Here is a 22,205-nt window from a genome sequence, read left to right as displayed (position 1 = left end):
CATGAAGAAGCATCTCACCCCAGCCGAAGCGGCCGCGCTCATCCCGGATGGCGCCGTCGTGACGGTATCGTCTTCGAGCGGTCTCGGTTGCCCGGACCTCATGCTGAAGGCGATCGGCGAGCGTTTCGAGGCGACCGGCCATCCCCGTGATTTGACGACCCTTCATCCGATCGCTGCCGGCGACATGAGCGGTATCAAGGGCATCGACCATATTGCCAGGAAGGGCCTGCTGAAACGTATCATCGGCGGCTCCTACCCGTCGGGACCGTCATCGTCCGAGCCGCCGCTGATCTGGCAGATGATCACCAACAACGAGATCCCGGCCTACAACATTCCCTCTGGCATCCTGTTCGACATCCATCGCGAAGCCGCCGCCAAGCGGCCGGGCGTGCTGACCATGATCGGCGTCGACACATTCGTCGACCCCCGGCGGCAGGGCTGCGCGATGAACGAGCTGGCTTCGGAGCAGCAGGTGGTCAAGCGCGTCAGCTTCGAGGGCGACGACTGGCTGTTCTTCCCCTCGATCGTCCCTCAGGTCGCCATCATCCGCGCCACCACCGCTGATGAGCGCGGCAACCTGACATACGAACATGAGGGCGCCTATCTCGGCGGTCTCGATCAGGCGCTCGCCGCCCGCAACAACGGCGGCATCGTCATCGCCCAGGTCAAGCGGATCACCAAGGAAGGCTCTTTGAAACCGCATGACGTCCGAGTGCCGGGAATGCTGGTCGACTATATCGTCGTCGATCCCGATCAGAAGCAGACAACGCAGACTGGGTATGATCCGGCGATTTCGGGTGAGATCTTCCGCCCGCTCGACAGCTTCCACGTTCCGGAGTTCAATGTTCAGAAGGTGATCGCGCGCCGTGTCGCGCAGGAGTTGCAGGCGGGAAGCTGCGTCAATCTCGGCTTCGGAATTTCGGCCAATGTACCGCGCATTCTGCTGGAGGAGGGGCTCCACGGCGCCGTCACCTGGGTGATCGAGCAAGGCGCGGTCGGCGGCGTGCCGCTGCTCGATTTCGCCTTCGGCTGCGCCTCCAATGCCGACGCCTATATGCCATCCCCTTATCAGTTCACTTACTTTCAGGGCGCTGGCTTCGATGCGTCGCTGCTCTCCTTCCTCGAGATCGGCAAGGACGGGTCGGTCAACGTCTCCAAACTTTCCTTCCGGCCGCATGTGACGGCCGGCGCCGGCGGCTTCGTCGACATCACGGCGCGGGCAAAGAAGATTGTTTTTTCAGGCATGTTCAACGCCGGGGCGAAGCTTTCGATCGCCGATGGGGCTCTGCTCATTGAAAAAGAAGGCAAGCTGAAGAAGCTCGTCAACGAGGTCGAACACGTCACTTTCAGCGGCAGGCGGGCGATCGAGCAGGGGCAGGATATCATCTATGTCACCGAGCGCTGCGTGATGAAGTTGACGCCCGAAGGCATCGTCCTCACCGAGATCGCCCCGGGCGTCGATCTTCAGTCCCAGATCCTCGATCAGTCCGAGTTTCCGCTGATCGTCGCGCCAGACCTGAAGGTCATGGATGCGACACTCTTCGGCGAGGCCGGCATCGGCCTGTCGCTTCCAGCCAAACGGGCACGGACGCTGGAGGGCACTTTCCATGGCTAGCGGAACAGTCAGGATCGATATCGACGGACATGTTGCGACCCTGACAATTTGTCGTCCTGAGAAACTCAACGCGCTCGATCTCGACATGCTGAAAGCCTTGGCGGACGCCGCCGATGCCGTGGAGGCAAACCCGGACGTACGCGCCGCGGTTCTGACCGGTGAAGGAAAGGGTTTTTCCGCCGGAGGCGATATCAAGGCCTGGGGCGGAATGCTGCCCCAGGAGTTCGGTCACGCGTGGGTTCGGCATGGTCACCGGATCTTCGAACGGCTGGCGACGCTTCGGGTGCCGCTGGTCGCGGCGCTGAACGGCCACGCTCTCGGAGGCGGGCTCGAGCTGGCGGGCGTTGCCGACATTCGCATCGCCGAGGAACACATTAAGATAGGCCTGCCGGAAACCGGCCTTGGCATGGTGCCGGGCTGGTCCGGCACCCAGCGTCTCGTGCGCCGGTTCGGCGCCCAGGCCGTCCGTCGCATGGCGCTCGGCGGCGAGATATTCACCGCCGAGGAAGCCCGCCTGCTCGGTATCGTCGACGCGGTCGTTCCGACAGGAAACTCGGTCGCCGCCGCCAGGGAATATGCCGGGCGGATCGCGGCGAGGGGACCGGCGGCCCTCGAGATCGTCAAATTGATGATCGCATCGGCGAACGGCGAAGACAACGGAACGGCGGTTGAAGCCCTGGGCTCGATCCTCGCTGCCAAGACCGGCGATCTGAAAGAGGGCGTCGCATCGTTCAGCGAGAAGCGCCCGGCAACGTTCAAGGGAGAATGGTAATGACGGTCCTCGTCAACCCCACGGCGCTCAGCGACCACAAGGCGCGTGATTTCAAGATGTTGATCGACGGCAAATGGGAGGCCGGCGCCGCCGATCCGATCGAGCGTGTCGCACCGAGCCATGGGGTCGTGGTCAGCCGGTTCCCGACCGGCAGTAGGAAGGATGCAGAGCGCGCGATTGCCGCCGCACGCAAGGCTTTCGACCAGGGACCATGGCCGCGGATGACCGCGTCCGAACGGTCCGCCATCCTGCTGAAGGCGGCCGATCTGATCGCGGCGCGGGCGGAGGAACTGGCATTTCTCGATGCCATTGAGGCAGGCAAACCCATCACCCAGGTGCGGGGCGAAATTGCCGGCTCGGTCGACATTTGGCGCTATGCGGCGGCTTTGGCACGCGATCTCCATGGCGAAAGTTACAATACGCTCGGCGACGGCACGCTCGGCGTCGTCCTGCGCGAAGCGATCGGCGTTGTCTCGATCATCACGCCGTGGAACTTCCCGTTCCTGATCGTCGGCCAGAAACTGCCCTTCGCGCTCGCCGCAGGCTGCACGGCCGTCGTCAAGCCTTCGGAACTGACGTCGGGATCGACGCTCGTCTTGGGCGAAATCCTGCAGCAGGCGGGCATTCCCGATGGCGTCGTCAATATTGTCACCGGTACGGGACCTGAAGTCGGCGCGGTCATGACCTCGCATCCCGATGTCGACATGGTCTCCTTCACCGGCTCGACCGGTGTCGGAAAACTGACGATGTCGAATGCCGCGCAGACGCTGAAGAAAGTCTCGCTGGAGCTGGGCGGCAAGAACCCGCAGATCGTTTTCCCCGATGCCGACCTCGATGCCTTCATCGATGCCGCGGTCTTCGGCGCCTATTTCAATGCCGGCGAGTGCTGCAACGCAGGCTCGCGGCTGATCCTTCACAAGTCGATCGCCTCAGACGTCGTCAGGCGTGTCGCCGAGCTGTCGAAGGGGGTGAAGGTCGGCGATCCCCTCGATCCCTCGACGCAGGTCGGCGCGATCATCACGCCGCAGCATTTGGAGAAGATTTCAGGCTATGTCGCCGGCGCCAGGAGCCGCGGCGCCCGCGTCGCCCATGGCGGCGAGACGCTCGACCTCGGCATGGGGCAGTTCATGTCGCCGACGATCCTCGAAGCCGTCACCCCCGATATGGCGGTGGCGCGCGAGGAAGTCTTTGGTCCGGTGCTGTCGGTCCTGACATTCGAGACTTCAGCCGAAGCGATCAGCATTGCCAATTCCATCGACTACGGCCTGTCGGCCGGTGTCTGGAGCCGTGATTTCGACACCTGCCTGACGATCGGCCGGTCGGTGCGGGCGGGCACGGTCTGGATGAACACCTTCATGGACGGCGCCTCGGAGCTTCCCTTCGGCGGCTACAAGCAGAGCGGCCTCGGCCGCGAACTCGGCCGCCATGCGGTCGAGGATTATACCGAGACCAAGACGCTGAACATGCATATCGGCAAACGCACCGGTTGGTGGATGCCGCAGACGGAAAAGCTGGCCTAGCTGGCAAAGCAACTACGCCCGGGGAGGGCGGGTAATCGGATGCGGGAATGGTCCTGCATCTTCCAAGAGGGAACTGGGAGGTTCTTCGATGAATAGGTTTTTGACCACGACGGCCGTGATCGCATTGTCTCTGGCGGGCGCCCATGTCGCGGCGCAGGCAGCCGACGTGAAGGAAGTTCAGATGCTGCACTGGTGGACGTCGGGCGGCGAGGCGGCGGCCTTGAACGTTCTGAAGCAGGATCTGTCGAAGGAAGGCTTTGCCTGGAAGGACGTTCCGGTTGCCGGCGGCGGCGGTGATGCGGCGATGACGGCGCTGAAGGCGATGGTGGCGGCCGGCACCTATCCGACCGCCTCGCAGATGCTGGGTTATACCGTGCTCGATTATGCCCAGGCGGGTGTGATGGGCGACCTGACCGAGACGGCGAAGAAGGAAGGCTGGGACAAGTCGGTGCCGGCGGCGCTGCAGAAGTTCTCCGTCTATGACGGCAAATGGGTCGCAGCCCCCGTCAACGTCCACTCGGTCAACTGGCTGTGGATCAACAAGGCGGTGATGGACAAGATCGGCGGCACTGAGCCGAAGAGCTTCGACGACCTGATCGCGCTGTTCGACAAGGCCAAGGCTGCCGGTGTCATTCCCTTGGCGCTCGGCGGCCAGAACTGGCAGGAAGCGACGATGTTCGATTCCATCGTGCTGTCGACCGGCGGCCCGGAGTTCTACAAGAAGGCCTTCAACGACCTCGATGAGGAGTCGTTGAAGTCGGACACGATGAAGAAGTCCTTCGACAATCTGGCGAAGATCGTCAAATACGTCGATCCGAACTTCTCCGGCCGCGACTGGAACCTCGCGACCGCCATGGTCATCAAGGGTGATGCGCTGGTGCAGGTGATGGGCGACTGGGCCAAGGGCGAATTCGTCGCCGCCAAGAAGACCCCGGACAAGGACTTCCTGTGCTACCGCTTCCCCGGCACCGATGGCAGCGTCGTCTACAACTCCGACATGTTCGGCATGTTCAACGTCCCCGACGACCGCAAGGCGGCGCAGGTGGCGCTGGCGACGGCGACGCTGTCGAAGAGCTTCCAGTCGGCCTTCAACGTCGTCAAGGGTTCGGTGCCGGCCCGCACTGACGTTCCCGACACCGACTTCGACGCCTGCGGCAAGAAGGGCATCGCCGATCTGAAGGCGGCCAATGAGGGCGGCACGCTGTTCGGCTCGCTGGCGCAGGGCTATGGCGCCCCGCCGGCGATCGCCAATGCCTATAAGGACGTCGTCTCGAAGTTCGTCCACGGCCAGATCAAGAGCTCCGACGAAGCCGTCAAGCAACTCGTCCAGGCGATCGACGACGCCCGCTGAGACCGCTGAGATCTGTCGATGAATATGCTTCCCCGCGCGATCGCGCGGGGAGGCTTCAGGCTCCGCAGCGATCATTGCCGGGCCGATCCTGCGGGAAGGGAGATGATATCCATGAGCACAGTTGCCACCACCGATCCGGTTCTGACGCCGCGGCATTCGACGGCGATCTCGCTGCGCGGCCGGCTGCAGGATGCGCTGCCGAAGATCGTGCTGGCGCCGAGCTTCGTCATCACCCTCATCTTCGTCTACGGCTTCATCGTCTGGACGGCCTATCTGTCGTTTACCAATTCCAAGACCTTCCCGTCTTATGCGCTGACCGGGCCACGCGCCTATCAGCGGCTGTGGCGCTGGACCTTCGAGAGCGATCCGCCGTCCTCCTGGTATACTTCGATCACCAACATGGCGATCTTCGGCTTCCTCTATGTCGGCATTTGCCTGGCGCTCGGCCTGCTGCTCGCCATCCTGCTCGACCAGAAGATCCGCGGCGAGGGGTTGCTCAGGCCGATCTTCCTCTATCCGATGGCGCTCTCCTTCATCGTCACCGGGGTTGCCTGGAAATGGTTCCTCGATCCCGGCCTCGGGCTCGAGCAGACGCTGCACCACTTCGGCTGGACGAGCTTTCACTTCGACTGGATCAAGAACAAGGACTTCGTCATCTACACCGTTGTCATCGCCGGTGTCTGGCAGGCGTCTGGCTTCGTCATGGCGATGTTCCTGGCAGGCCTTCGCGGCATCGACGGCGAGATCATGAAGGCGGCGCAGATCGACGGCGCCTCGCCCTTGCAGCTTTATCGCCGCATCGTCATTCCGCTGTTGCGGCCGATCTTTCTCTCCGCCTTCATCGTGCTCGCCCATATGGCGATCAAGTCCTACGACCTGGTGGTGGCGCTGACCTCGGGCGGGCCGGGCGGCTCGGCCTGGCTGCCGTCCAACTTCATGTATGAATACACCTTCAAGCGCAACGAGATGGCCGTCGGCTCGGCCAGCGCCATCATCATGCTGATGACCATCTCGGCGATCATCGTCCCCTATCTCTATTCCGAACTGAAGGAGAAGGCCCGATGAGCAGTGTCACCGCCTCGACCGTACCTTCGACCGCACCGCTTTCACAAAGCAGCGACAGCAGAAATAACAACACACGCTGGATCGGCCGCCTGGTGATCTACGGCCTACTGACGATCTTCGCCATCCTCTATCTGATGCCGCTCTTCGTCATGCTCACAACCTCGTTCAAGACGATGGACGAGATCCAGGGCGGCAACATGCTGGCGCTGCCGCAGGCGCCGACCTTCGATCCCTGGGTGAAGGCCTGGGGCGAGACCTGCGTCGGCCTGACCTGCGCCGGCATCAAGGGTTACTTCTGGAACTCGATCAAGATGGTGGTGCCGGCCGTCGCCATCTCCACCATCATGGGCGCGCTCAACGGTTATATCCTGACCAAATGGCGCTTCCCCGGCCATACGCTGGTGTTCGGGCTGATGCTGTTTGCCTGCTTCATCCCGTTCCAGTCGGTGCTGCTGCCGATGGCGACCATCCTCGGCTCGCTCGGCCGCTTCGGGGTGACGCTGCAGAACGCCACCGGCTTTAACTTCGGCTTCGGCAATTCGACGGTCAACCTGGTCTTCGTCCATGTCGTCTATGGCTTGGGCTTCACCACGCTGTTCTTCCGCAATTTCTACGAGGCCTTCCCGACCGAGCTGGTGCGCGCCGCCCAGGTCGACGGCGCCAGCTTCTTCCAGATCTTCCGCCGCATCATGCTGCCGAACTCGCTGCCGATCATCGTCGTCACGGTGATCTACCAGTTCACCAATATCTGGAACGACTTCCTGTTTGCCTCGGCCTATGCCGGCACCGGTGACTCCATGCCGATGACGGTGGCGCTCAACAATGTCGTCAACACCTCGACCGGGGTGGTCGAATACAATGTCAACATGGCGGCGGCGATGATCGCCGCCGTTCCGACGCTCATCGTCTATATCCTCGCCGGCCGCTACTTCGTGCGCGGTCTGATGGCGGGCGCAGTCAAAGGGTAAGTCATGGCCTTCCTCGAAATCTCCGGTCTCAGAAAACGCTTCGGCGCCGTCGACATTCTCAAGGGCATCGACCTCGAACTCGAAAAGGGCGGCTTTCTCGTGCTGGTCGGCCCGTCCGGCTGCGGCAAGTCCACGCTGCTCAACACCATTGCCGGGCTGGAGACGATCACCTCAGGCGATATCAGGATCGACGGGCGCGCCATCAACGGTCTGCACCCGTCCAAGCGCGACATCGCCATGGTGTTCCAGTCCTATGCGCTCTATCCCAACATGACGGTGGCGGGCAATATCGCCTTCGGCATGGAGATCCGCGGCGTTCCGAAGGAAGAGCGCGCCAAGGCGATCAAGCAGGTCTCCGACATGCTGCAGATCGGCCATCTGCTCGACCGCAAGCCGAGCCAGCTGTCCGGCGGCCAGCGCCAGCGCGTCGCCATGGGCCGGGCTTTGGTGCGCAATCCGCAGGTCTTCCTGTTCGACGAGCCCTTGTCCAATCTCGACGCCAAGCTGCGCGTCGACATGCGCACCGAGATCAAGCGGCTGCATCAGCGCATGGGCACCACCTTCGTCTATGTCACCCACGACCAGATCGAGGCGATGACGCTGGCGACCAAGATCGCCGTGCTCAAAGACGGGGTGCTGCAGCAGTTCGGCACGCCGGCCGAGATCTATAACAGCCCGGCCAATCTCTTCGTCGCCGACTTCATGGGATCGCCGGCGATGAACCTGCTCAACGCCACTGTCGAGAATGGCGCCGGCGGCCTTGCCGTCGCACTGGAGCGGCCGAATGGCGCGCCGCTGAGGCTGCCGGTTGTTTCCGGCAATCACGGGCTGTCGGCCTATGCCGGCCGCCAAGTGATCTTCGGCATCCGCCCCGAGGCGCTGACCGATCCCGACGGCGCCGACCGCAAGGCGCGCTCGCTGACCGAGGACGATTGCCTGATCGAGGTCGTCGAGCCGGCCGGCTCCGACACCTTCGCCGTCACCAAGCTCGGCGGCAAATCCGTCGTCGCCCGCCTGCGCGCCGATGCCGGCATCGCACCCGGACAAAACACCCGTCTCGCCTTCAATCTCGACAAGGCCGTGTTCTTCGATCCCGACAGCCAGATGCGGATCGCCTGATGGTCAGAGGCTAAGATGAGCAGTTCACCAGACATCGTCATCATCGGCTCAGGCGTCGGCGGCGCCACTGTCGCCGCCGGCCTGGCCGCGACCGGCGCTGACATATTGATCCTCGAAGCCGGCGATCAGATCGCCGATCTTCCGGTCAATCGCGACCAGCGCGCCATCTTCCAGCGGGGGCATTTCCGCCCTAGGGAAGTCTGGTACGAGGCTGACGGCAATGGCTTCAATCCCGGCAACTACTACAATGTCGGCGGCAATTCGAAATTCTACGGCGCCGTCTTGTCGCGCTACCGCAAAGAAGACTTCGGTGTGATCGAGCACCGGGAAGGCGTGTCGCCGGCCTGGCCCTTTCCCTATGAGGAGTTGGAGCCCTGGTACTCCAAGGCGGAGCGGATGTATCAGGTCCGCGGCAGTCTCGGCGACGATCCGACCGAACCGTATCACTCGACTGCCTACGAATTCCCGCCCGTGCCCGACGAGGCGCCGGTCGCCGATGTCAGGGCCCGCCTCAAGGCGAAAGGCCTGCATCCGTCTTCCCTGCCGCTCGGGTTGGATCTCGACGCGTGGCTGTCCAAGGCGCGCACGCCATGGGATGCCCATCCGAATGCAAGAGACGGCAAGATGGACGCCGAAACCGCCGCACTTGCGGTGGCGTTGAGACATAAGAACGTCCGACTCGAAACCAATGCGCGCGTGACGCGGCTCGACACCGGATCAGGCAGCCGGATCGACCTGGTCACCTATATCAAGGACGGTGAGACGCTGACTGTCTCGCCTGACATCGTGATCCTTTCGGCCGGGGCGGTCCAATCGTCGGCGCTGTTGCTGCGGTCGAAGAACGGTCGCTTCCCCAGGGGCCTCGCCAACTCTTCCGATCAGGTGGGGCGCAACTTCATGAACCACAACGCCTCAGCCGTGATCGGCGTTTCGCCACGGTTCAGGAACACCGCCGTCTACCAGAAGACCTTTGCCTTCAACGATTTCTACCTTTCCGACGGAGAGGGGGGACCGCCGCTCGGCAACGTCCAGCTCCTAGGTCGTATCTCCGAAAAGGTTCTAAAGGGCTCTCTGCCGCAGGCTCCGGAATGGCTTCTCCGTTTCATCACCGGCCATGCCATCGACTTCTACGCAATGAGCGAAGACGTGCCCAATCCCGAAAGCCGAGTCATGGTCGATGGCGATCGGATCATTCTTCAATGGCAGAGGACCAACTGGGACGCTCATCTGGCGCTCGTCGCCAAGCTGAAGTCGATCCTGCGGTCGATCGGATTTCCCGTCGTGCTGTCGCGGCCTTTCGACAAGCGCACGCCGTCCCATCAGTGCGGAACGGTTCGGATCGGCAACGACCCTGCGATGGCACCGCTCGATCCCTACTGCCGGTCCTACGATCACGAAAACCTCTTCGTCGTCGACGCCGGCTTTCTGCCCACCTCGGCTGCGGTCAATCCCGCGCTGACCGTCGCCAGCCAAGCGCTGAGAGTTGCAGATCACATCGCATCGAAGGACCTGCAGGCAAATGCAGATCCGCTGGCGCGTTCCGGCTCTCAAATAGGACAGTAAGATGGGATTCGATTATATCATCACCGGTGCCGGTCCTGCAGGCTGCGTCCTGGCAAGCCGGCTCAGCGAAGACCCGGATGTCAAAGTACTGCTTCTCGAAGCGGGCGGCGGCGACTGGAATCCGCTTTTCCACATGCCGGCCGGCTTTGCCAAAATGACCAAGGGCGTGGCCAGCTGGGGATGGGAAACCGTCCCCCAGAAGCACATGAAGGGCAGGGTGCTCCGTTACACCCAGGCGAAGGTCATCGGCGGCGGCTCGTCGATCAACGCCCAGCTTTATACGCGCGGAAACGCGGCCGACTACGATCTCTGGGCCAGCGAAGACGGCTGTGAGGGCTGGGACTATCGCTCGATCCTGCCCTATTTCAAACGCGCCGAGGACAATCAGCGCTTCGCCGACGACTATCACGCCTATGGCGGCCCGCTGGGTGTCTCGATGCCGGCAGCATCCCTGCCGATCTGCGATGCCTACATCCGGGCAGGGCAGGAGCTCGGCATTCCCTATAATCACGATTTCAATGGCCGCCAGCAGGCGGGCGTTGGATTCTATCAGCTGACGCAGCGCAATCGCCGCCGGTCTTCGGCGTCGCTCGCCTATCTCTCGCCGATCAGGGACCGGAAGAACCTGACGGTCAGAACAGGCGCGCGCGTTACGCGGATCATCGTCGAAGGAGGCCGAGCAACAGGCGTCGAGATCACAACCGCCGGTGGCTTGGAGATCGTGCGCGCCGAACGCGAGGTCCTGGTGTCGTCAGGTGCGATCGGATCGCCGAAGCTTCTTCTGCAGTCCGGCATCGGGCCGGCCGATCATCTGAAATCGGCGGGCGTCAAGGTGAACCACGATCTGCCCGGCGTCGGCGGCAATCTGCAGGATCACCTGGATCTTTTCGTCATCGCCGAATGCACCGGCGATCACACCTATGACGGCGTCGCGAAGTTTCACCGCACACTCTGGGCCGGGGTTCAATATGTCCTGTTCCGCACCGGTCCGGTCGCCTCGTCGCTCTTCGAGACCGGCGGCTTCTGGTATGCCGATCCCGATGCCCGCTCTCCCGATATACAGTTTCATCTCGGCTTGGGATCGGGCATCGAAGCCGGCGTCGAGCGGCTGAAAAATGCGGGCGTGACGCTGAACTCCGCCTACCTGCATCCGCGCTCGCGCGGGACGGTGCGTCTGTCATCCGCCGACCCAGGTGCCGCGCCCTTGATCGATCCCAACTACTGGTCCGATCCGCACGACCGGAAGATGTCGCTGGAGGGGTTGAAGATTGCGCGCGAGATCATGCAGCAGGCGGCGCTGAAGCCCTTTGTCATGGCCGAACGGCTTCCCGGGCCGAAAGTCATGACCGACGAGCAGCTGTTCGACTATGGCTGCGCCAACGCAAAGACCGACCATCATCCCGTGGGCACCTGCAAGATGGGAACGGGGCCGGACGCGGTCGTCGGGCTGGATCTCAAGGTCCACGGCCTTGATGGCCTGAGGGTCTGCGATTCCTCGGTCATGCCCCGCGTGCCGTCCTGCAATACCAACGCGCCAACGATCATGGTCGGCGAAAAGGGATCGGATATTATCAAGGGCTTGCCTGCGCTGCCGTCGGCGATCTTCGCGTATGAGCGCAACGATACCAGGCCTCGAGCCCGCGCAGAAATCCGCTAAGGAGAATGACGATGTCTGAAGTGAGAGTTGCAGTGCTTGGCGCCTCGGGCTGGATGGGTAAGGTCCACACGATGGCCTATCAGACCTTTCCGCATTTCTTCGGCGTCTCGGAGGGAACGGCGCGGATCGTGGCGCTGGTCGACAGCAACCCTGACGTAGCGCAGGATATTGGCAACAGGGCGCCGGGCGCCAGGATCTATCAGGATTGGAAGCTGGCGGTCGCCGATTCCGAGGTCGATCTGATCGATATCTGCCTGCCCGATCACCTGCACTATCAGGTGGCCAAGGCGGCTCTGCTCGCCGGCAAACATGTCTATTGCGAGAAGCCATTGGCCAACACCGCCGATGAGGCGCGGGAACTTGCCGACATCGCCAGAGAGAAGGGTGTAATCACCCGTGTCGGACACGCCTTTCCCCGCAATCCCGTCCATGACCTGGCAAAAGACATCATAGAATCCGGCGAAATCGGCGAGATCAAGCTGTTCCGCGGCTGCCAGCACGTCGACATGTACGGCGATCCCCTGGCCCCCTTCATGTGGCGCGCCGACGGCAAGCTGGCGCCGACCGGGATCGTTGGAGACACGGGCTCGCATATCTTCAGCTTCATGGATTTCCTGGTCGGCCGCGTCAGTTCGCTGATTGCCGACAATCTGATCGTCACGCCGCGCCGGCCCGTCGTCGAGGGCCTTGCCTATGGCGAGCAGGTGAAACTGACAGGCAGCGAATCCTGGGCCGATATCACCAACCCGGACGCGACGAACCTCTTGTGCCGATTTGCCAACGGCGCCGGCGGCATCGTCGATTTCAGCCGTGTCGCGACCGGGCGCAAATTCATGCAGACCTACGAGGTCTACGGAACCAAAGGCAGCATCGCCTATACCTATGACGAGATAAACCGGCTGCGCTTCTACTCCAACGACGACCGCACGGGGCGGCGTGGCTTCCGGGAGATCGACGTCGGCCCGGAAAATGCCACCTTCCGCGCTTTCCTGCCGCTGCCGAATTTCGGCATCGGCTATAACGAAAGCAAGATCATCGAGGTGGCCGAGGTGATCCGCTCGATCGTTGCAGACAAGCCGATGTGGCCGACCTTCGATACGGGCCACCACATCTGCCAGATCGTCGACGCATGCATGGAGTCCTCCCGGCAGAAGCGCTGGGTCGACATCCCGCTCGGATAAATGCCGATGACCATAGACGTCCCGCAGGAAATTCTCGACGCGCTGACCGATGTCGATATGCCCAGGCTTCCGCTTGAAGCCGGTCCCCCGGCAATGGCTCGGCTCGCCGGTGTCGACGTGCCGATCTATGGAGCCGGCTGTGTCGTCGTTGGATCCGGTGCGGCAGGTCTGCGTGCGGCCGTGGAAATGAAGCGGCGCGGCGATGATGTCGTCATCGTCAGTCAAAGCGCCTGGGGCGGAACCTCGGCCTGCTCCGGTTCGGACAAGCAGACCCTGCACACGGCCAACACGGCGGATCAGGGCGACAATTACAAGGCGATGGCCCGCGCCATCCGCAGCGGCGGTGCCATGGACGAGGACACGGCCTATGTCGAAGCGATCGGCTCGTCGCGGATGATGGCATCGCTGCAGTTCCTGGGCCTGCCGCTGCCGCAGGATCCGCTTGGCGGAACGCTGCGATATCAGACCGACCATGACGAGGTCGGCCGCGCCACCAGCTGCGGCCCGCGCACCTCGCGCCTGATGGTCAAAGTGCTGGCCGAGGAGGCGCTCCGTCTCAATGTGCCCTTCTACAACCAGACCACCGCAGTCAAAATCCTCACCGAGGGTGAGGGAGCGGGCCGCCATGGCGTCGGCATACTCGCCATGCGCGCCGGCGACCGCACGGAAGAAAACCCGCTGGGCATCGCCTTGTTCGTCAGCGACGTGATCGTGCTTGCAGCGGGCGGGCCGGGCGAGCTTTACCGCGACAGCGTCTATCCCAATGGCTGCTTCGGTTCGCTCGGGCTGGCGCTCGAGGCAGGCGTCGAGCTCGTTAACCTGACCGAAAGCCAGTTCGGCATCGGAACGCGCAGAGAAGGCTTCCCGTGGAATCTGTCGGGCACTTACGTCCAGGCAATCCCGCATCTCTACTCGGTCGATGCCGAAGGCGTCGAACATCATTTCCTGGCGCAATATTACCGCAGCACGCAGGAATTGGCGTCGAACGTCTTCCGCAAGGGCTATCAATGGCCGTTTCATGCAACGCGCATGCTCGATTTCGGCTCGAGCTTGGTAGACCTCGCCATCCACTGCGAGACGGCCGCGGGACGGCGTGTCTTCATGGACTTCAACCGCAATCCGCCGCCGGTGCCGGGCGACTTGCCGTTCAGTTTGGAAAGACTTGACGAAGACGTCCGCCTCTATCTCGGCAAAGCCGGCGCCGGCCAGGACATGCCGATCGATCGACTGAAGCACATGAACCCGCTCGCGATCGAGCTCTACCGCCGCTACAAAATCGACATTGCCGCCGAGCCGCTGGAATTCGCCGTCAACAACCAGCACATGAACGGCGGCATCATGGTCGACACCTGGGGCCGCAGCAATCTTGCAGGCTGTTACGCGGTCGGCGAAGCGGCGGGCACACATGGGGTAACAAGGCCCGGTGGAGCGGCGCTGAATGCGGGGCAAGTCTTCGGCACCCGGGCGGCCGAGCATATCAGCGCAAGCGGAAGAGCGAAGCGGGCCGCCGCGGGTGAGATCTCAGCTATAGCAGAAGCAGGCATCACAAAACTGCTGGCCGCTCTTCGCTCAGAGAGCCCGCTCACCGTCAAATCGATCCGCTCGGAGGTGCAGGCGCGGATGAGCGAGAAGGCCGGCATCATCTGTGATCAGGAGAGCGTCAGCCGGGCCTTGATCGAAGCGCGTAAGCTGAATGCCGACATTCGCGCGGAAGGTATCGCCTACGGCCGCGCCGCCGAGGCGGTCCGGGGCGTGCAATGGCGGCATATGGCGCTCGCCTCGGAAGCGGTGCTCACCGCGCTCGACTTCTTCATCCGCGATGGCGGCGGCAGCCGCGGAGCGCGGGCGGTATGCGATGGCGAGGGCGAATCCCTTCCGCATGCGAAGGCAGGCCCGTTGGAGGAATATCGCTTCCGGAAGGAAAGCGACGCGCATAGGCACGAGCAGATCGTCGTTCGACTCGAGGGCGATGAGGTCAGGCTTTCCAAGCGTGCAAACCGCACTTTGGATGAAAATGCCAAATCCTTCTTCGAGCGAGACTGGCCAGCCTGGCTGACAGGCCGCATCTATGATCTCGGCGCGGATGAATGAGCCGGCATAGCGGCTCAAATGGCTGCAGCGCTGGGAACGTCGAGTTCGATCATGACGGGCGCATGATCGCTGGTATGCTCCCAGCCTCGCGGCTTTCTCCGGACAGTCGCCGATCGAAGCCATGGCGCGACGGCCGGGCTGAGCAGGAAGTGGTCGATCCGTAGCCCCGCGTCGCGTTCAAAGCTGTTGCGCCAGTATTTCCAGAAGGTGTAAATGCGCTCGTCTGGATGCAGATGCCTGACGGCGTCGGTCCAGCCCTGGCCGACGAGATTGGCATAGGCCTTGCGAACCTCCGGCCTGAAAAGCGCGTCGTCGAGCCACCGTTCCGGCTTGTAGACGTCGATCTCCGTCGGCATGACGTTGAAGTCGCCGGCCAGGATCGACGGCACGCCGAGTTCCAGGAGTTCGGCGGCGTAGTCGTGCAGGCGACGGAACCAGCGAAGCTTGTAGTCGAACTTGGCGCCTGGGAAGGGATTGCCGTTCGGCAGATAGAGGCATCCGATCACGGTGCCGCCGATGACGGCTTCGATATAGCGGCTGTGGGTGTCGTCGGGATCGCCGGGAAGACCGCGCCGCGTCAGGATCGGCGTCTTGCCCTTCGCCAATATGGCAACCCCGTTCCAGGATCTCTGCCCGTGCCAGACGGCGCCGTAGCCGGATCGTTCCATCTCTTTTCGCGGAAACCCGGCGTCGTCTGTCTTCAGTTCCTGCAGGCAGACCGCATCAGGGGCATCCTCCTTGAGCCAGCGCAATAGGATGGCCAGCCGTCCATTGATCCCGTTGACGTTATAGGTTGCAATTTTCACGCTGATCGCTCAACGCGTCGCTCCGAAGACGAAGGCAATGCCGGCAACAATCGCGACCGCCGTCAACGGCTGCTGGCGTATCCGATCTTCGACGTCCTGGACAAAGCTTCGCGCTTCCGCCTTTGCCAGACGAGCCGTCCCGGAAGCCACCTCCGAAGCGGTTTCCGCCACGCGGCCGGCTTCTCTCTGAAGCGTGCGCCTTTCGCCGCGATCGAAATCGGAGGCTTCGGCGAAGCCGCCGGTTTCGCCGGTCGAGCGCAGCGCTTGGTCGACGAGCGGATACGCCTCGTCGAGCCTGGTCGGATCGGGCTCCCGCTTTACCCGCTCAGCCGCCTCGATATCGCTGCGGCCGGCAGGGATCGAGGTATGGGTGGCCGACACTGGGTCGGAGGCCGGGAAGGTGCCCTCGATGCCTCTGTCGAGCTCACCCTTTCGAGCCCTTCTTTGCTGCTCTGCCTGCTCTTTTCGCAGGGATTGGACTGCGGGGGATTCGTTCGGGTTTGCCATCACTGTTTCCTCTGTTGCTCTTCGACAATCAAATCGGTGACGAGGAAAGAAGTTCCAGAAAAATGCATTCGCCTGATGCGGCCATGTATTGACGAGGAGGCGAATATCGCCGATGGCGCGCTGGGCAATCCAGCACCAGCGACAGTCGTTCGGACTTTTCCTCGCTGATAGCCCCGGCAATCCGGCGGGCGGGACCAAAGTCCGGCCCGATCTAGTACCTAGGTCCGGTTGCATTTATCCGCCGGAACGGCGAAAATTGGCCAGCGTCTATATTGCGTAAGACGGCGAAGAGCGGACGAGGCTATGGTATGACGTTCTCGAAACGTGATTTTCTGAGATTGGGCGGCAGCGCGGCCATTGCTCTCGTCGCAGCCGCATCGCCGGCCACATTCAACCTTGACGGCTTCCTTCCTGTTCTGGCGGTAGAAAGCGCCCGGGCAAAGGACGGCAATAACGGGAATGGCAATGGAAACGGCAACGGCGGAGGAAACGGCGGCGGCAACGGCAACGGCGGAGGCAACGGTAACGGCAACAGTGGCAGCAACGGCAATAGCGGTTCGGGCAATAGCGCCGGTGGAAGCTCCAGCAATGGTGCCGGATCCTCTGCCTCTTCCTCCGCGAGCGCCTCGCAGGAATCGGGGGCAACAGCGACCGAAGCGTCCGATGGCTCAATCGACGTCCGCCACGCGAACGGCATTACCGAAACCCTGAGGCGTGGCCGCTACGTGATGAAGGACGGAAAGGGCAGGACGATCATAAGCCGGCAAGCGACCGCAAACGATGCCCGCCGGCTCGGCCGCTACGTTCGCTAAAAAGCCCAAAGCGGGGATGCGGACATCTGGTCTAGCGCTGCTGGCGCCATTGTAGAGCCGCTTCAGTCCTGTTCGAAACGCCGAGCTTGCTCAGAATCTGTGTCATATGATGCTTCACCGTCTTTTCCTGCAGGCTGAGACGCAGGCCGATATGCTTGTTTGACAAGCCTTGAGCGACGAGATCCATCACCTCGCGTTCCCGTGGCGTCAGACCGTTCTTCTCGGTCGCGCTGCCATTCAGCGAATTCTCCATGACCTTTGTCGACATCGTCGGCGAGATATATCGTGATCCGCTCAGGACAGTCTGGATGGCTTCAGCGAGACCACGCGAACCGACACCTTTGAGAACATAGCCCATTGCGCCCCGTTGCAGGGCTGCCATCAGCGTGTCCACCTCTTCGGATACCGTCAACATCAGCACTTTCGTTGCCGGACTCCGCGTCAGCACATCGCTGATCGCCGACAGCCCGCCGCCGGGCATCGAGACATCGAGGAGCATGATGTCGGGATGGTTGTTCGCAGCGATCATCGCAGCGTCATCGCTGCTGGCGCCTTCCCCAACGACGGCAAAGTCGCTGATCTCGGATAGGCTCCGGGTTACGCCCTCGCGAAAAAGCGGATGGTCGTCCACGACGCCGATCGTGATGGATGTCATGTCTAATCTCCCACTTCCATAGGCTCGAAGGTCATGGTTACCGTCGTCCCTCCTTCGCCCGTCTTGACGTCGAAGGATCCTCCCAGGCTGTCGATCCGTTCGCGCAGCCCCACCAGGCCGAGGCTCGTCGGCCTCACCTCCATCGGGTCGAACCCATCGCCGCGGTCGCTGACCTCGACATGAACATGTCCATTGTGCGAGGCGGCGCTTACAGTCTGCTGAATACCGCCGCCGTGGCGATAGGCATTGTTCAAGGCTTCCTGAACGAAGCGATAGATACAGATCTTTACGGCAGGTGCGGGTTCGGGTCCATCGTCGTCGATAATTGTTTCGACACGAGTCTCGGTCTTGTGCTGATGCGCTTCGACCACCCGGGTGACGATCTCGCTGATCGAGGATTTTTCGATCTGCGGGAGCACCAGCCCGCTGCAGATATTACGAATCTCGGTCATCGCCTCGGCAAGGCTCGAACGTATCCATGCGAGCTCCTTTTCCCGCGCTTCGGGCGGTGTCGAGGCATTGATCAACATATCGCTGTCCAGCCGCAGCGAGGCATAGGCAATGTGCTGGGCCGGGCCGTCGTGCAGATCGGCGCCGATGCTGCGCAGATATGTTTCGTTCAGCGCCGCCACGCGCTGGGAGGCGCGCTGTAGCCGCCGCTGCAGCCCACGGTTTTCCGCCAGCAGCGCAGACAGGTCGTTGACCCGTTCCTTGAGATCTTTCCTTTGCGCTTCGATCGTGCGGCTGACCCGAAACACCAGGACGGCGAGAACCAGGAAAAAGATTGCTGTCAGAGCGGCGACGGCGGCCCAGCTCCGAAGCCTGGCATTTGCCAGACTGTCGCCCAGTCCTTCCGCGGTCTCGTAGAATTCGATGACGGCGACGGCCTGTCCGGACCATGGCTGGAGCACAGGGTTGTAAATTTCCATCAGCGGCTTGCCGAGTGCGCGCTCTTTCTCGCTTTCCGGATCGTCGGCGATTTCGTAGCGCGCAACGAGAGACCCTGCGAAGGCATTTCGGAGCTTGTCGTTGACCGCAAAGGTCTTGCCGACCAGTTCCTTTTCGTTCGAGTAGAGGATGGTGCCGTCGCTTCGCCACAGCTTGAACGAAACAAGCCGCCTGCCGAGCGCGCCCTGACCAAGTGTTTCGTCCAGAGCCTGCGCGCTGCCTTCATCCAGAAATGATGCCGTTTGCATGTCTGGAAGCAGCGGCGCGACTACGCTGTCGACATAGAGGGCCGTTGCCGCACCGGAATTGTGGATGACCGCCTCCTCGATGAGATGGGTAACGAGAATGCCCACCAGGAACATGGCGGCAATCGAGATCAACCCACCTGCGATGAAGAACTGGGAGGCGAGTGAGCGGGCATTCCAGCGGCGAAGCCAATTCATTGTGATACCGGTAAGAGACTTGCCGACTAACCTATCGCTTCCTCGAAATTTTTCCAGACGGCGTCAGGGGACATCCCTGGTATCGAAGATTTCGGCACCTCTTATACTTTTCGTCAATTGGAGCGTATCGCCGGACATGGCTGCACCGAAAACGTAGAGAAGAGCCGCCAGGACGACGACAAGGGCGACGACGCACACGTTGCAGGCGTCATTGACGCGGGATCTGTTAGTCTGAGCCATTTCAGGATCTCCTTCACCCCTTCGAAACGGCGCGGTCCTGTCCGCGTTCCACCCCCGGGACTTCGGTCTGACAGGCCTCGGACCTAGGTCCGGCCCCCGTGGACGTCACCAGATTCAGTCATATTTCAGCACTGAAAGGTTCGGGGTTCTGGAGATTTGCGAGTGACAATTTCTGCTGACATCGAGAACGGCGCTGCCGCCGCATTTGCCACTTCTGCCCCACCATTCGATGAAGGTATGGCCGAGCTTTACCAGACCCTCCTGGTGCCCATCCTCTTCGAGCCCTATGCGGCGGAGATGGCGATCGCCGCCGACCAGTCGAAACCTGGAAGCGTTCTCGAACTCGCTGCGGGGACGGGCGCCTTGACGCGCGCTCTGCGCGCAACGCTTGATCCGCCCACGGAAATCGTTGCCACCGACCTCAGCCAGGCGATGATCGATATCGGCGCGCCAACGGTGACGATGTCGCGGACCCACTGGATGCACGCCGATGCGCAAAATCTTCCCTTCGCGCCTGAGATGTTCGATCTGGTCATCTGCCAGTTCGGCGCAATGTTCTTTCCCGACAAGGTGAAGGCCTATAGCGAGGCTGAAAGAGTGTTGCGCAGCAAAGGCCGCTTTCTGTTTTCGACGTGGGATTCACTTTCGGCCAACGACTTCGCGAGCTGTGTCGACGAATGTCTGGCAGGTCTCTTCCCATCCGACCCTCCGGATTTTCTCCGGCGCTTGCCGTACTCCTACTTCGACCCCGGCGCCATCAAGGCGCAGATGTCGTCGGCAGGATTTAAGGCAGTGACCTGCGACCGGCTCGAATTGACCTCCGTCGCGGCCAGCGCCCAGGACGTCGCAGCCGCATTCTGCCAGGGCACGCTTCTGCGGGGCGAGATCGAATGGCGGGCGCCGGAACGCATGTCCGAGATCGTCGATGAGGTGGCCGAGCGCGTGGAAGCGCGTCACGGAGCTCGTCCTAGCGGCGGCATGAGCGCCTTGGTCGTCGCCGGCAGCGTTTCGTAGTTCCCTGGGGGCTGCGCACCAATCACCCTCCACACGCTATGTTCAAAGGCCTATCCGGCACGCTATGACGGCTCGCCGGCCTTCTGTCTGTTCGCAAGGGGAGGTTCGTGTATGGCGCGGATGACATGTTTTTCGATCTCGAAACAGGTCTCGTCGTACTCCCGCACCAGTTTCCAATCGAACCGCCGCTTGCGAATGGCGTCGCGCGCTTCGACGGCCATCTGGTAGGCCTCGAAAAGCTGGAGCAGCCGTGGGTCGCGCGTTTCCATGATCAGCTTCCGCATCTCCGGCAGCCGCATCGCCAGGCGTCTGCGTCCCGCCTCCCTGCGGTTGGATCGTGCCATCTCGTTCTTTCTCCTGCTTAGGCCCGGAACGACAACGCCTTTCGATCTGAAAGTAGCGCCCGCAACGAACATTGAAATGCGTTTAGGACCAAAGGCCGGGATCGATCGGACTGAGGTCCGGGGCGTGGAACGACCCCGCTTCCAACTGGTTGGTTTGGCAGCGGTCACCAAGGCCGCTTCAAAACAGAAGGAGGAAAATATGCTCTCCAAGCTTATCGTCGGCGCGGCAACCGCCGCGGCTCTTATGTCAGGCGTTGCATTCGCCCAGTCCTCGACCGTCAATGGCGCGGCCGGCGGTGCGGTCACTGGGGCAATCGTCGGCGGTCCCGTCGGCGCTGCTGTCGGCGGGGTTGCCGGCGCGGTCGTGGGCACCGCGATCGATCCGCCGCCGCAGAAGGTTGTCACCTATGTCCGCGAGGCTCCGGCCCCATCGGCGCGCGTGGTTGTCAAGGAGAAGGTTGTCGTCGGACAGCCGCTGCCGGAAACGGTCGTCGTGACGCCCATTCCGGATGATCCGACATATGCCTACGCGGTGGTCAATGATGAACGTGTCATTGTCGAACCGTCATCCCGCAAGGTGATCCAGGTTATCAAGTGACTTGATCCTCTCCGCGGCCCCGTTCCGCGGCTCACTCCCGAAATCATCGTTTAGAACGGCCGCACGGCGCGCAGTAGCGACGTCGTGCGGACAAAATCAGTGAGATTGTTATGAAGACCAGGATACCCGCCGTCCTGATGACGGCACTCTCGATCGGCGTCTCGCCAATCGGCATCATATCCGCCTCGGCGCAGGATGCGCCGATCCTGCCTAAGAAGGGTGCGGCTCAGAACGACCAGTCCAGCGGTGGTGCCGCGCAGCAGCCGGAAGCGGGCGGTGCGGGCGCATCGACAAGCCAGGGCACGCGGCAACCTTCAGGCTCCGACGGAAGCTCGTCGGGCGCATCCTCTGGGGCCGCCACCGATGGATCCTCCGGTCAGACGGCAACCGAGCCGGGCGCAAAGATGCAGTCCAGAAGCTCTGACAGCTCGAAGACGCCCAAGTCGAAAGAGTCCTCGACGGAAAGCCAGAAGCCCGCCGGCAGCCAGGACTCCCAGACATCCACCGGCACCTCGATCGGTGGCGAAACCCAAAAATCCGGCGATGCCGCGAAGTCTTCCGGCAGTTCGACCGAGACCCAGTCCAACAGCAAGACGAACGTCGAGAACAACAACACGTCCGTCGACAGCAACACCAAGAACACCGCCAAGACCGAGGCGAACAACACGACCAACGTCAACATCTCGGTCGAGCAGCAGACGGAAATCCGGACTGTCGTGAAGGACGTTCATGTCGAGCCGGTTCGTGAGACGGATTTCACGGTTTCGGTCGGCACGGCCATCCCGAAGAAGATCAGGCTCGAGCCGCTGCCGCCGCGGATCGTGGAAATCGTTCCGCAGTACAAGGCCTATCGTTTCTTCATCCTCGCCGACGGCCGGATCGTCATCGTCGATCCCTCTGCGTTGACGATCGTCTACATCATCTCGGCATAGCAGC

At 62.2% G+C, this 22,205-nt stretch carries 21 protein-coding genes; 15 read left to right on the top strand and 6 right to left on the bottom strand.

Going from position 1 to position 22,205, the window contains the following annotated elements:
- The first annotated feature begins 1 nt into the window (after position 1).
- From FHX03_RS12665 to FHX03_RS12615, 11 genes are all read left to right on the top strand, one after another.
- A complete protein-coding gene (locus FHX03_RS12665) occupies positions 2-1,615 on the top strand; it encodes an acyl CoA:acetate/3-ketoacid CoA transferase (RefSeq protein WP_183853917.1) in 1,614 nt (537 codons plus the stop codon).
- Positions 1,608-2,387: an enoyl-CoA hydratase/isomerase family protein gene (locus tag FHX03_RS12660; protein ID WP_097629937.1), complete on the top strand. Its 780-nt coding sequence runs from the start codon at positions 1,608-1,610 to the stop codon at positions 2,385-2,387. Before FHX03_RS12665 ends, FHX03_RS12660 begins: the two co-directional genes overlap by 8 nt.
- Positions 2,387-3,907 carry an aldehyde dehydrogenase family protein gene (locus FHX03_RS12655; protein ID WP_183853915.1) on the top strand — a complete coding sequence of 507 codons (1,521 nt, stop codon included), beginning with the start codon at positions 2,387-2,389 and terminating at the stop codon, positions 3,905-3,907. Before FHX03_RS12660 ends, FHX03_RS12655 begins: the two co-directional genes overlap by 1 nt.
- Before the next feature lie 88 nt (positions 3,908-3,995).
- Complete coding sequence (locus FHX03_RS12650; protein WP_183853913.1) at positions 3,996-5,258, top strand: ABC transporter substrate-binding protein; 1,263 nt, start codon at positions 3,996-3,998, stop codon at positions 5,256-5,258.
- 111 nt (positions 5,259-5,369) lie between these two features.
- Positions 5,370-6,323, top strand: coding sequence for a carbohydrate ABC transporter permease (locus tag FHX03_RS12645; RefSeq protein ID WP_183782586.1), 954 nt, complete (start codon positions 5,370-5,372; stop codon positions 6,321-6,323).
- Positions 6,320-7,291, top strand: a complete 972-nt coding sequence (locus tag FHX03_RS12640) for a carbohydrate ABC transporter permease (RefSeq protein WP_183853911.1) — start codon at positions 6,320-6,322, stop codon at positions 7,289-7,291. The genes FHX03_RS12645 and FHX03_RS12640 overlap by 4 nt, the downstream gene beginning before the upstream one ends.
- Positions 7,292-7,294: 3 nt before the next feature.
- Positions 7,295-8,410, top strand: a complete 1,116-nt coding sequence (locus tag FHX03_RS12635) for an ABC transporter ATP-binding protein (RefSeq protein ID WP_183853909.1) — start codon at positions 7,295-7,297, stop codon at positions 8,408-8,410.
- A gap of 15 nt (positions 8,411-8,425) precedes the next feature.
- A complete protein-coding gene (locus FHX03_RS12630; RefSeq protein ID WP_183853907.1) occupies positions 8,426-9,973 on the top strand; it encodes a GMC oxidoreductase in 1,548 nt (515 codons plus the stop codon).
- A 1-nt stretch (position 9,974) separates the two neighbouring features.
- On the top strand, positions 9,975-11,630 hold the full coding sequence (locus FHX03_RS12625) for a GMC family oxidoreductase (RefSeq protein ID WP_183853905.1): 1,656 nt from the start codon (positions 9,975-9,977) through the stop codon (positions 11,628-11,630).
- 11 nt (positions 11,631-11,641) lie between these two features.
- Positions 11,642-12,811 (top strand): Gfo/Idh/MocA family protein, encoded by a 1,170-nt coding sequence (locus FHX03_RS12620; RefSeq protein ID WP_183853903.1) that lies wholly within the window; start codon positions 11,642-11,644, stop codon positions 12,809-12,811.
- Between the two features lie 6 nt (positions 12,812-12,817).
- The gene (locus tag FHX03_RS12615; RefSeq protein ID WP_183853901.1) at positions 12,818-14,902 is read left to right on the top strand and encodes an FAD-binding protein; all 2,085 of its coding nucleotides are present in this window, start codon (positions 12,818-12,820) and stop codon (positions 14,900-14,902) included.
- A 14-nt stretch (positions 14,903-14,916) separates the two neighbouring features.
- Here FHX03_RS12615 and xth read toward each other — a convergent pair whose 3' ends face one another.
- Entirely contained in the window at positions 14,917-15,708 is a 792-nt protein-coding gene (gene xth / locus FHX03_RS12610; RefSeq protein WP_183853899.1) for an exodeoxyribonuclease III, read from the bottom strand.
- 9 nt (positions 15,709-15,717) lie between these two features.
- On the bottom strand, positions 15,718-16,215 hold the full coding sequence (locus FHX03_RS12605) for a hypothetical protein (RefSeq protein ID WP_097625159.1): 498 nt from the start codon (positions 16,213-16,215) through the stop codon (positions 15,718-15,720).
- Between the two features lie 308 nt (positions 16,216-16,523).
- On the opposite strand from FHX03_RS12605, the gene FHX03_RS12600 reads away from it, so the two are divergent.
- Positions 16,524-17,027, top strand: coding sequence for a hypothetical protein (locus FHX03_RS12600; protein ID WP_183853897.1), 504 nt, complete (start codon positions 16,524-16,526; stop codon positions 17,025-17,027).
- Between the two features lie 31 nt (positions 17,028-17,058).
- On the opposite strand, the gene FHX03_RS12595 is transcribed toward FHX03_RS12600, so the two are convergent.
- The 3 genes from FHX03_RS12595 to FHX03_RS12585 form a co-directional block, all read right to left on the bottom strand.
- Positions 17,059-17,682 (bottom strand): response regulator, encoded by a 624-nt coding sequence (locus FHX03_RS12595; protein WP_097625161.1) that lies wholly within the window; start codon positions 17,680-17,682, stop codon positions 17,059-17,061.
- A 2-nt stretch (positions 17,683-17,684) separates the two neighbouring features.
- Positions 17,685-19,073, bottom strand: a complete 1,389-nt coding sequence (locus FHX03_RS12590) for a sensor histidine kinase (RefSeq protein ID WP_097625162.1) — start codon at positions 19,071-19,073, stop codon at positions 17,685-17,687.
- A 63-nt stretch (positions 19,074-19,136) separates the two neighbouring features.
- Positions 19,137-19,313, bottom strand: coding sequence for a hypothetical protein (locus FHX03_RS12585; protein ID WP_003587132.1), 177 nt, complete (start codon positions 19,311-19,313; stop codon positions 19,137-19,139).
- Between the two features lie 162 nt (positions 19,314-19,475).
- Between FHX03_RS12585 and FHX03_RS12580 the strand changes: the two genes are divergently transcribed.
- The gene (locus FHX03_RS12580; protein ID WP_183853895.1) at positions 19,476-20,327 is read left to right on the top strand and encodes a class I SAM-dependent methyltransferase; all 852 of its coding nucleotides are present in this window, start codon (positions 19,476-19,478) and stop codon (positions 20,325-20,327) included.
- A 62-nt stretch (positions 20,328-20,389) separates the two neighbouring features.
- Here the strand turns inward: FHX03_RS12580 and FHX03_RS12575 are convergent, their stop codons facing one another.
- On the bottom strand, positions 20,390-20,671 hold the full coding sequence (locus tag FHX03_RS12575) for a hypothetical protein (RefSeq protein ID WP_183853893.1): 282 nt from the start codon (positions 20,669-20,671) through the stop codon (positions 20,390-20,392).
- A 199-nt stretch (positions 20,672-20,870) separates the two neighbouring features.
- Here FHX03_RS12575 and FHX03_RS12570 point away from each other — a divergent pair, with 199 nt between their 5' ends.
- On the top strand, positions 20,871-21,269 hold the full coding sequence (locus tag FHX03_RS12570) for a DUF1236 domain-containing protein (RefSeq protein ID WP_097625449.1): 399 nt from the start codon (positions 20,871-20,873) through the stop codon (positions 21,267-21,269).
- A gap of 110 nt (positions 21,270-21,379) precedes the next feature.
- Positions 21,380-22,201, top strand: a complete 822-nt coding sequence (locus FHX03_RS12565; protein WP_183853891.1) for a DUF1236 domain-containing protein — start codon at positions 21,380-21,382, stop codon at positions 22,199-22,201.
- Positions 22,202-22,205: the final 4 nt, after the last annotated feature.

The organism is Rhizobium sp. BK456 (assembly GCF_014194045.1).
GTDB lineage: Bacteria > Pseudomonadota > Alphaproteobacteria > Rhizobiales > Rhizobiaceae > Rhizobium > Rhizobium redzepovicii.
This window is presented reverse-complemented; position numbering and strand designations above follow the sequence as displayed.

Coding starts and splice junctions, on each gene's coding strand:
- FHX03_RS12665 (WP_183853917.1), top strand. CDS start 2: ATGAAGAAGCATCTCACCCCAGCCGAAGCGGCCGCGCTCATCCCGGAT.
- FHX03_RS12660 (WP_097629937.1), top strand. CDS start 1,608: ATGGCTAGCGGAACAGTCAGGATCGATATCGACGGACATGTTGCGACC.
- FHX03_RS12655 (WP_183853915.1), top strand. CDS start 2,387: ATGACGGTCCTCGTCAACCCCACGGCGCTCAGCGACCACAAGGCGCGT.
- FHX03_RS12650 (WP_183853913.1), top strand. CDS start 3,996: ATGAATAGGTTTTTGACCACGACGGCCGTGATCGCATTGTCTCTGGCG.
- FHX03_RS12645 (WP_183782586.1), top strand. CDS start 5,370: ATGAGCACAGTTGCCACCACCGATCCGGTTCTGACGCCGCGGCATTCG.
- FHX03_RS12640 (WP_183853911.1), top strand. CDS start 6,320: ATGAGCAGTGTCACCGCCTCGACCGTACCTTCGACCGCACCGCTTTCA.
- FHX03_RS12635 (WP_183853909.1), top strand. CDS start 7,295: ATGGCCTTCCTCGAAATCTCCGGTCTCAGAAAACGCTTCGGCGCCGTC.
- FHX03_RS12630 (WP_183853907.1), top strand. CDS start 8,426: ATGAGCAGTTCACCAGACATCGTCATCATCGGCTCAGGCGTCGGCGGC.
- FHX03_RS12625 (WP_183853905.1), top strand. CDS start 9,975: ATGGGATTCGATTATATCATCACCGGTGCCGGTCCTGCAGGCTGCGTC.
- FHX03_RS12620 (WP_183853903.1), top strand. CDS start 11,642: ATGTCTGAAGTGAGAGTTGCAGTGCTTGGCGCCTCGGGCTGGATGGGT.
- FHX03_RS12615 (WP_183853901.1), top strand. CDS start 12,818: ATGACCATAGACGTCCCGCAGGAAATTCTCGACGCGCTGACCGATGTC.
- FHX03_RS12605 (WP_097625159.1), bottom strand. CDS start 16,215: ATGGCAAACCCGAACGAATCCCCCGCAGTCCAATCCCTGCGAAAAGAG.
- FHX03_RS12600 (WP_183853897.1), top strand. CDS start 16,524: ATGACGTTCTCGAAACGTGATTTTCTGAGATTGGGCGGCAGCGCGGCC.
- FHX03_RS12595 (WP_097625161.1), bottom strand. CDS start 17,682: ATGACATCCATCACGATCGGCGTCGTGGACGACCATCCGCTTTTTCGC.
- FHX03_RS12590 (WP_097625162.1), bottom strand. CDS start 19,073: ATGAATTGGCTTCGCCGCTGGAATGCCCGCTCACTCGCCTCCCAGTTC.
- FHX03_RS12585 (WP_003587132.1), bottom strand. CDS start 19,313: ATGGCTCAGACTAACAGATCCCGCGTCAATGACGCCTGCAACGTGTGC.
- FHX03_RS12575 (WP_183853893.1), bottom strand. CDS start 20,671: ATGGCACGATCCAACCGCAGGGAGGCGGGACGCAGACGCCTGGCGATG.
- FHX03_RS12570 (WP_097625449.1), top strand. CDS start 20,871: ATGCTCTCCAAGCTTATCGTCGGCGCGGCAACCGCCGCGGCTCTTATG.
- FHX03_RS12565 (WP_183853891.1), top strand. CDS start 21,380: ATGAAGACCAGGATACCCGCCGTCCTGATGACGGCACTCTCGATCGGC.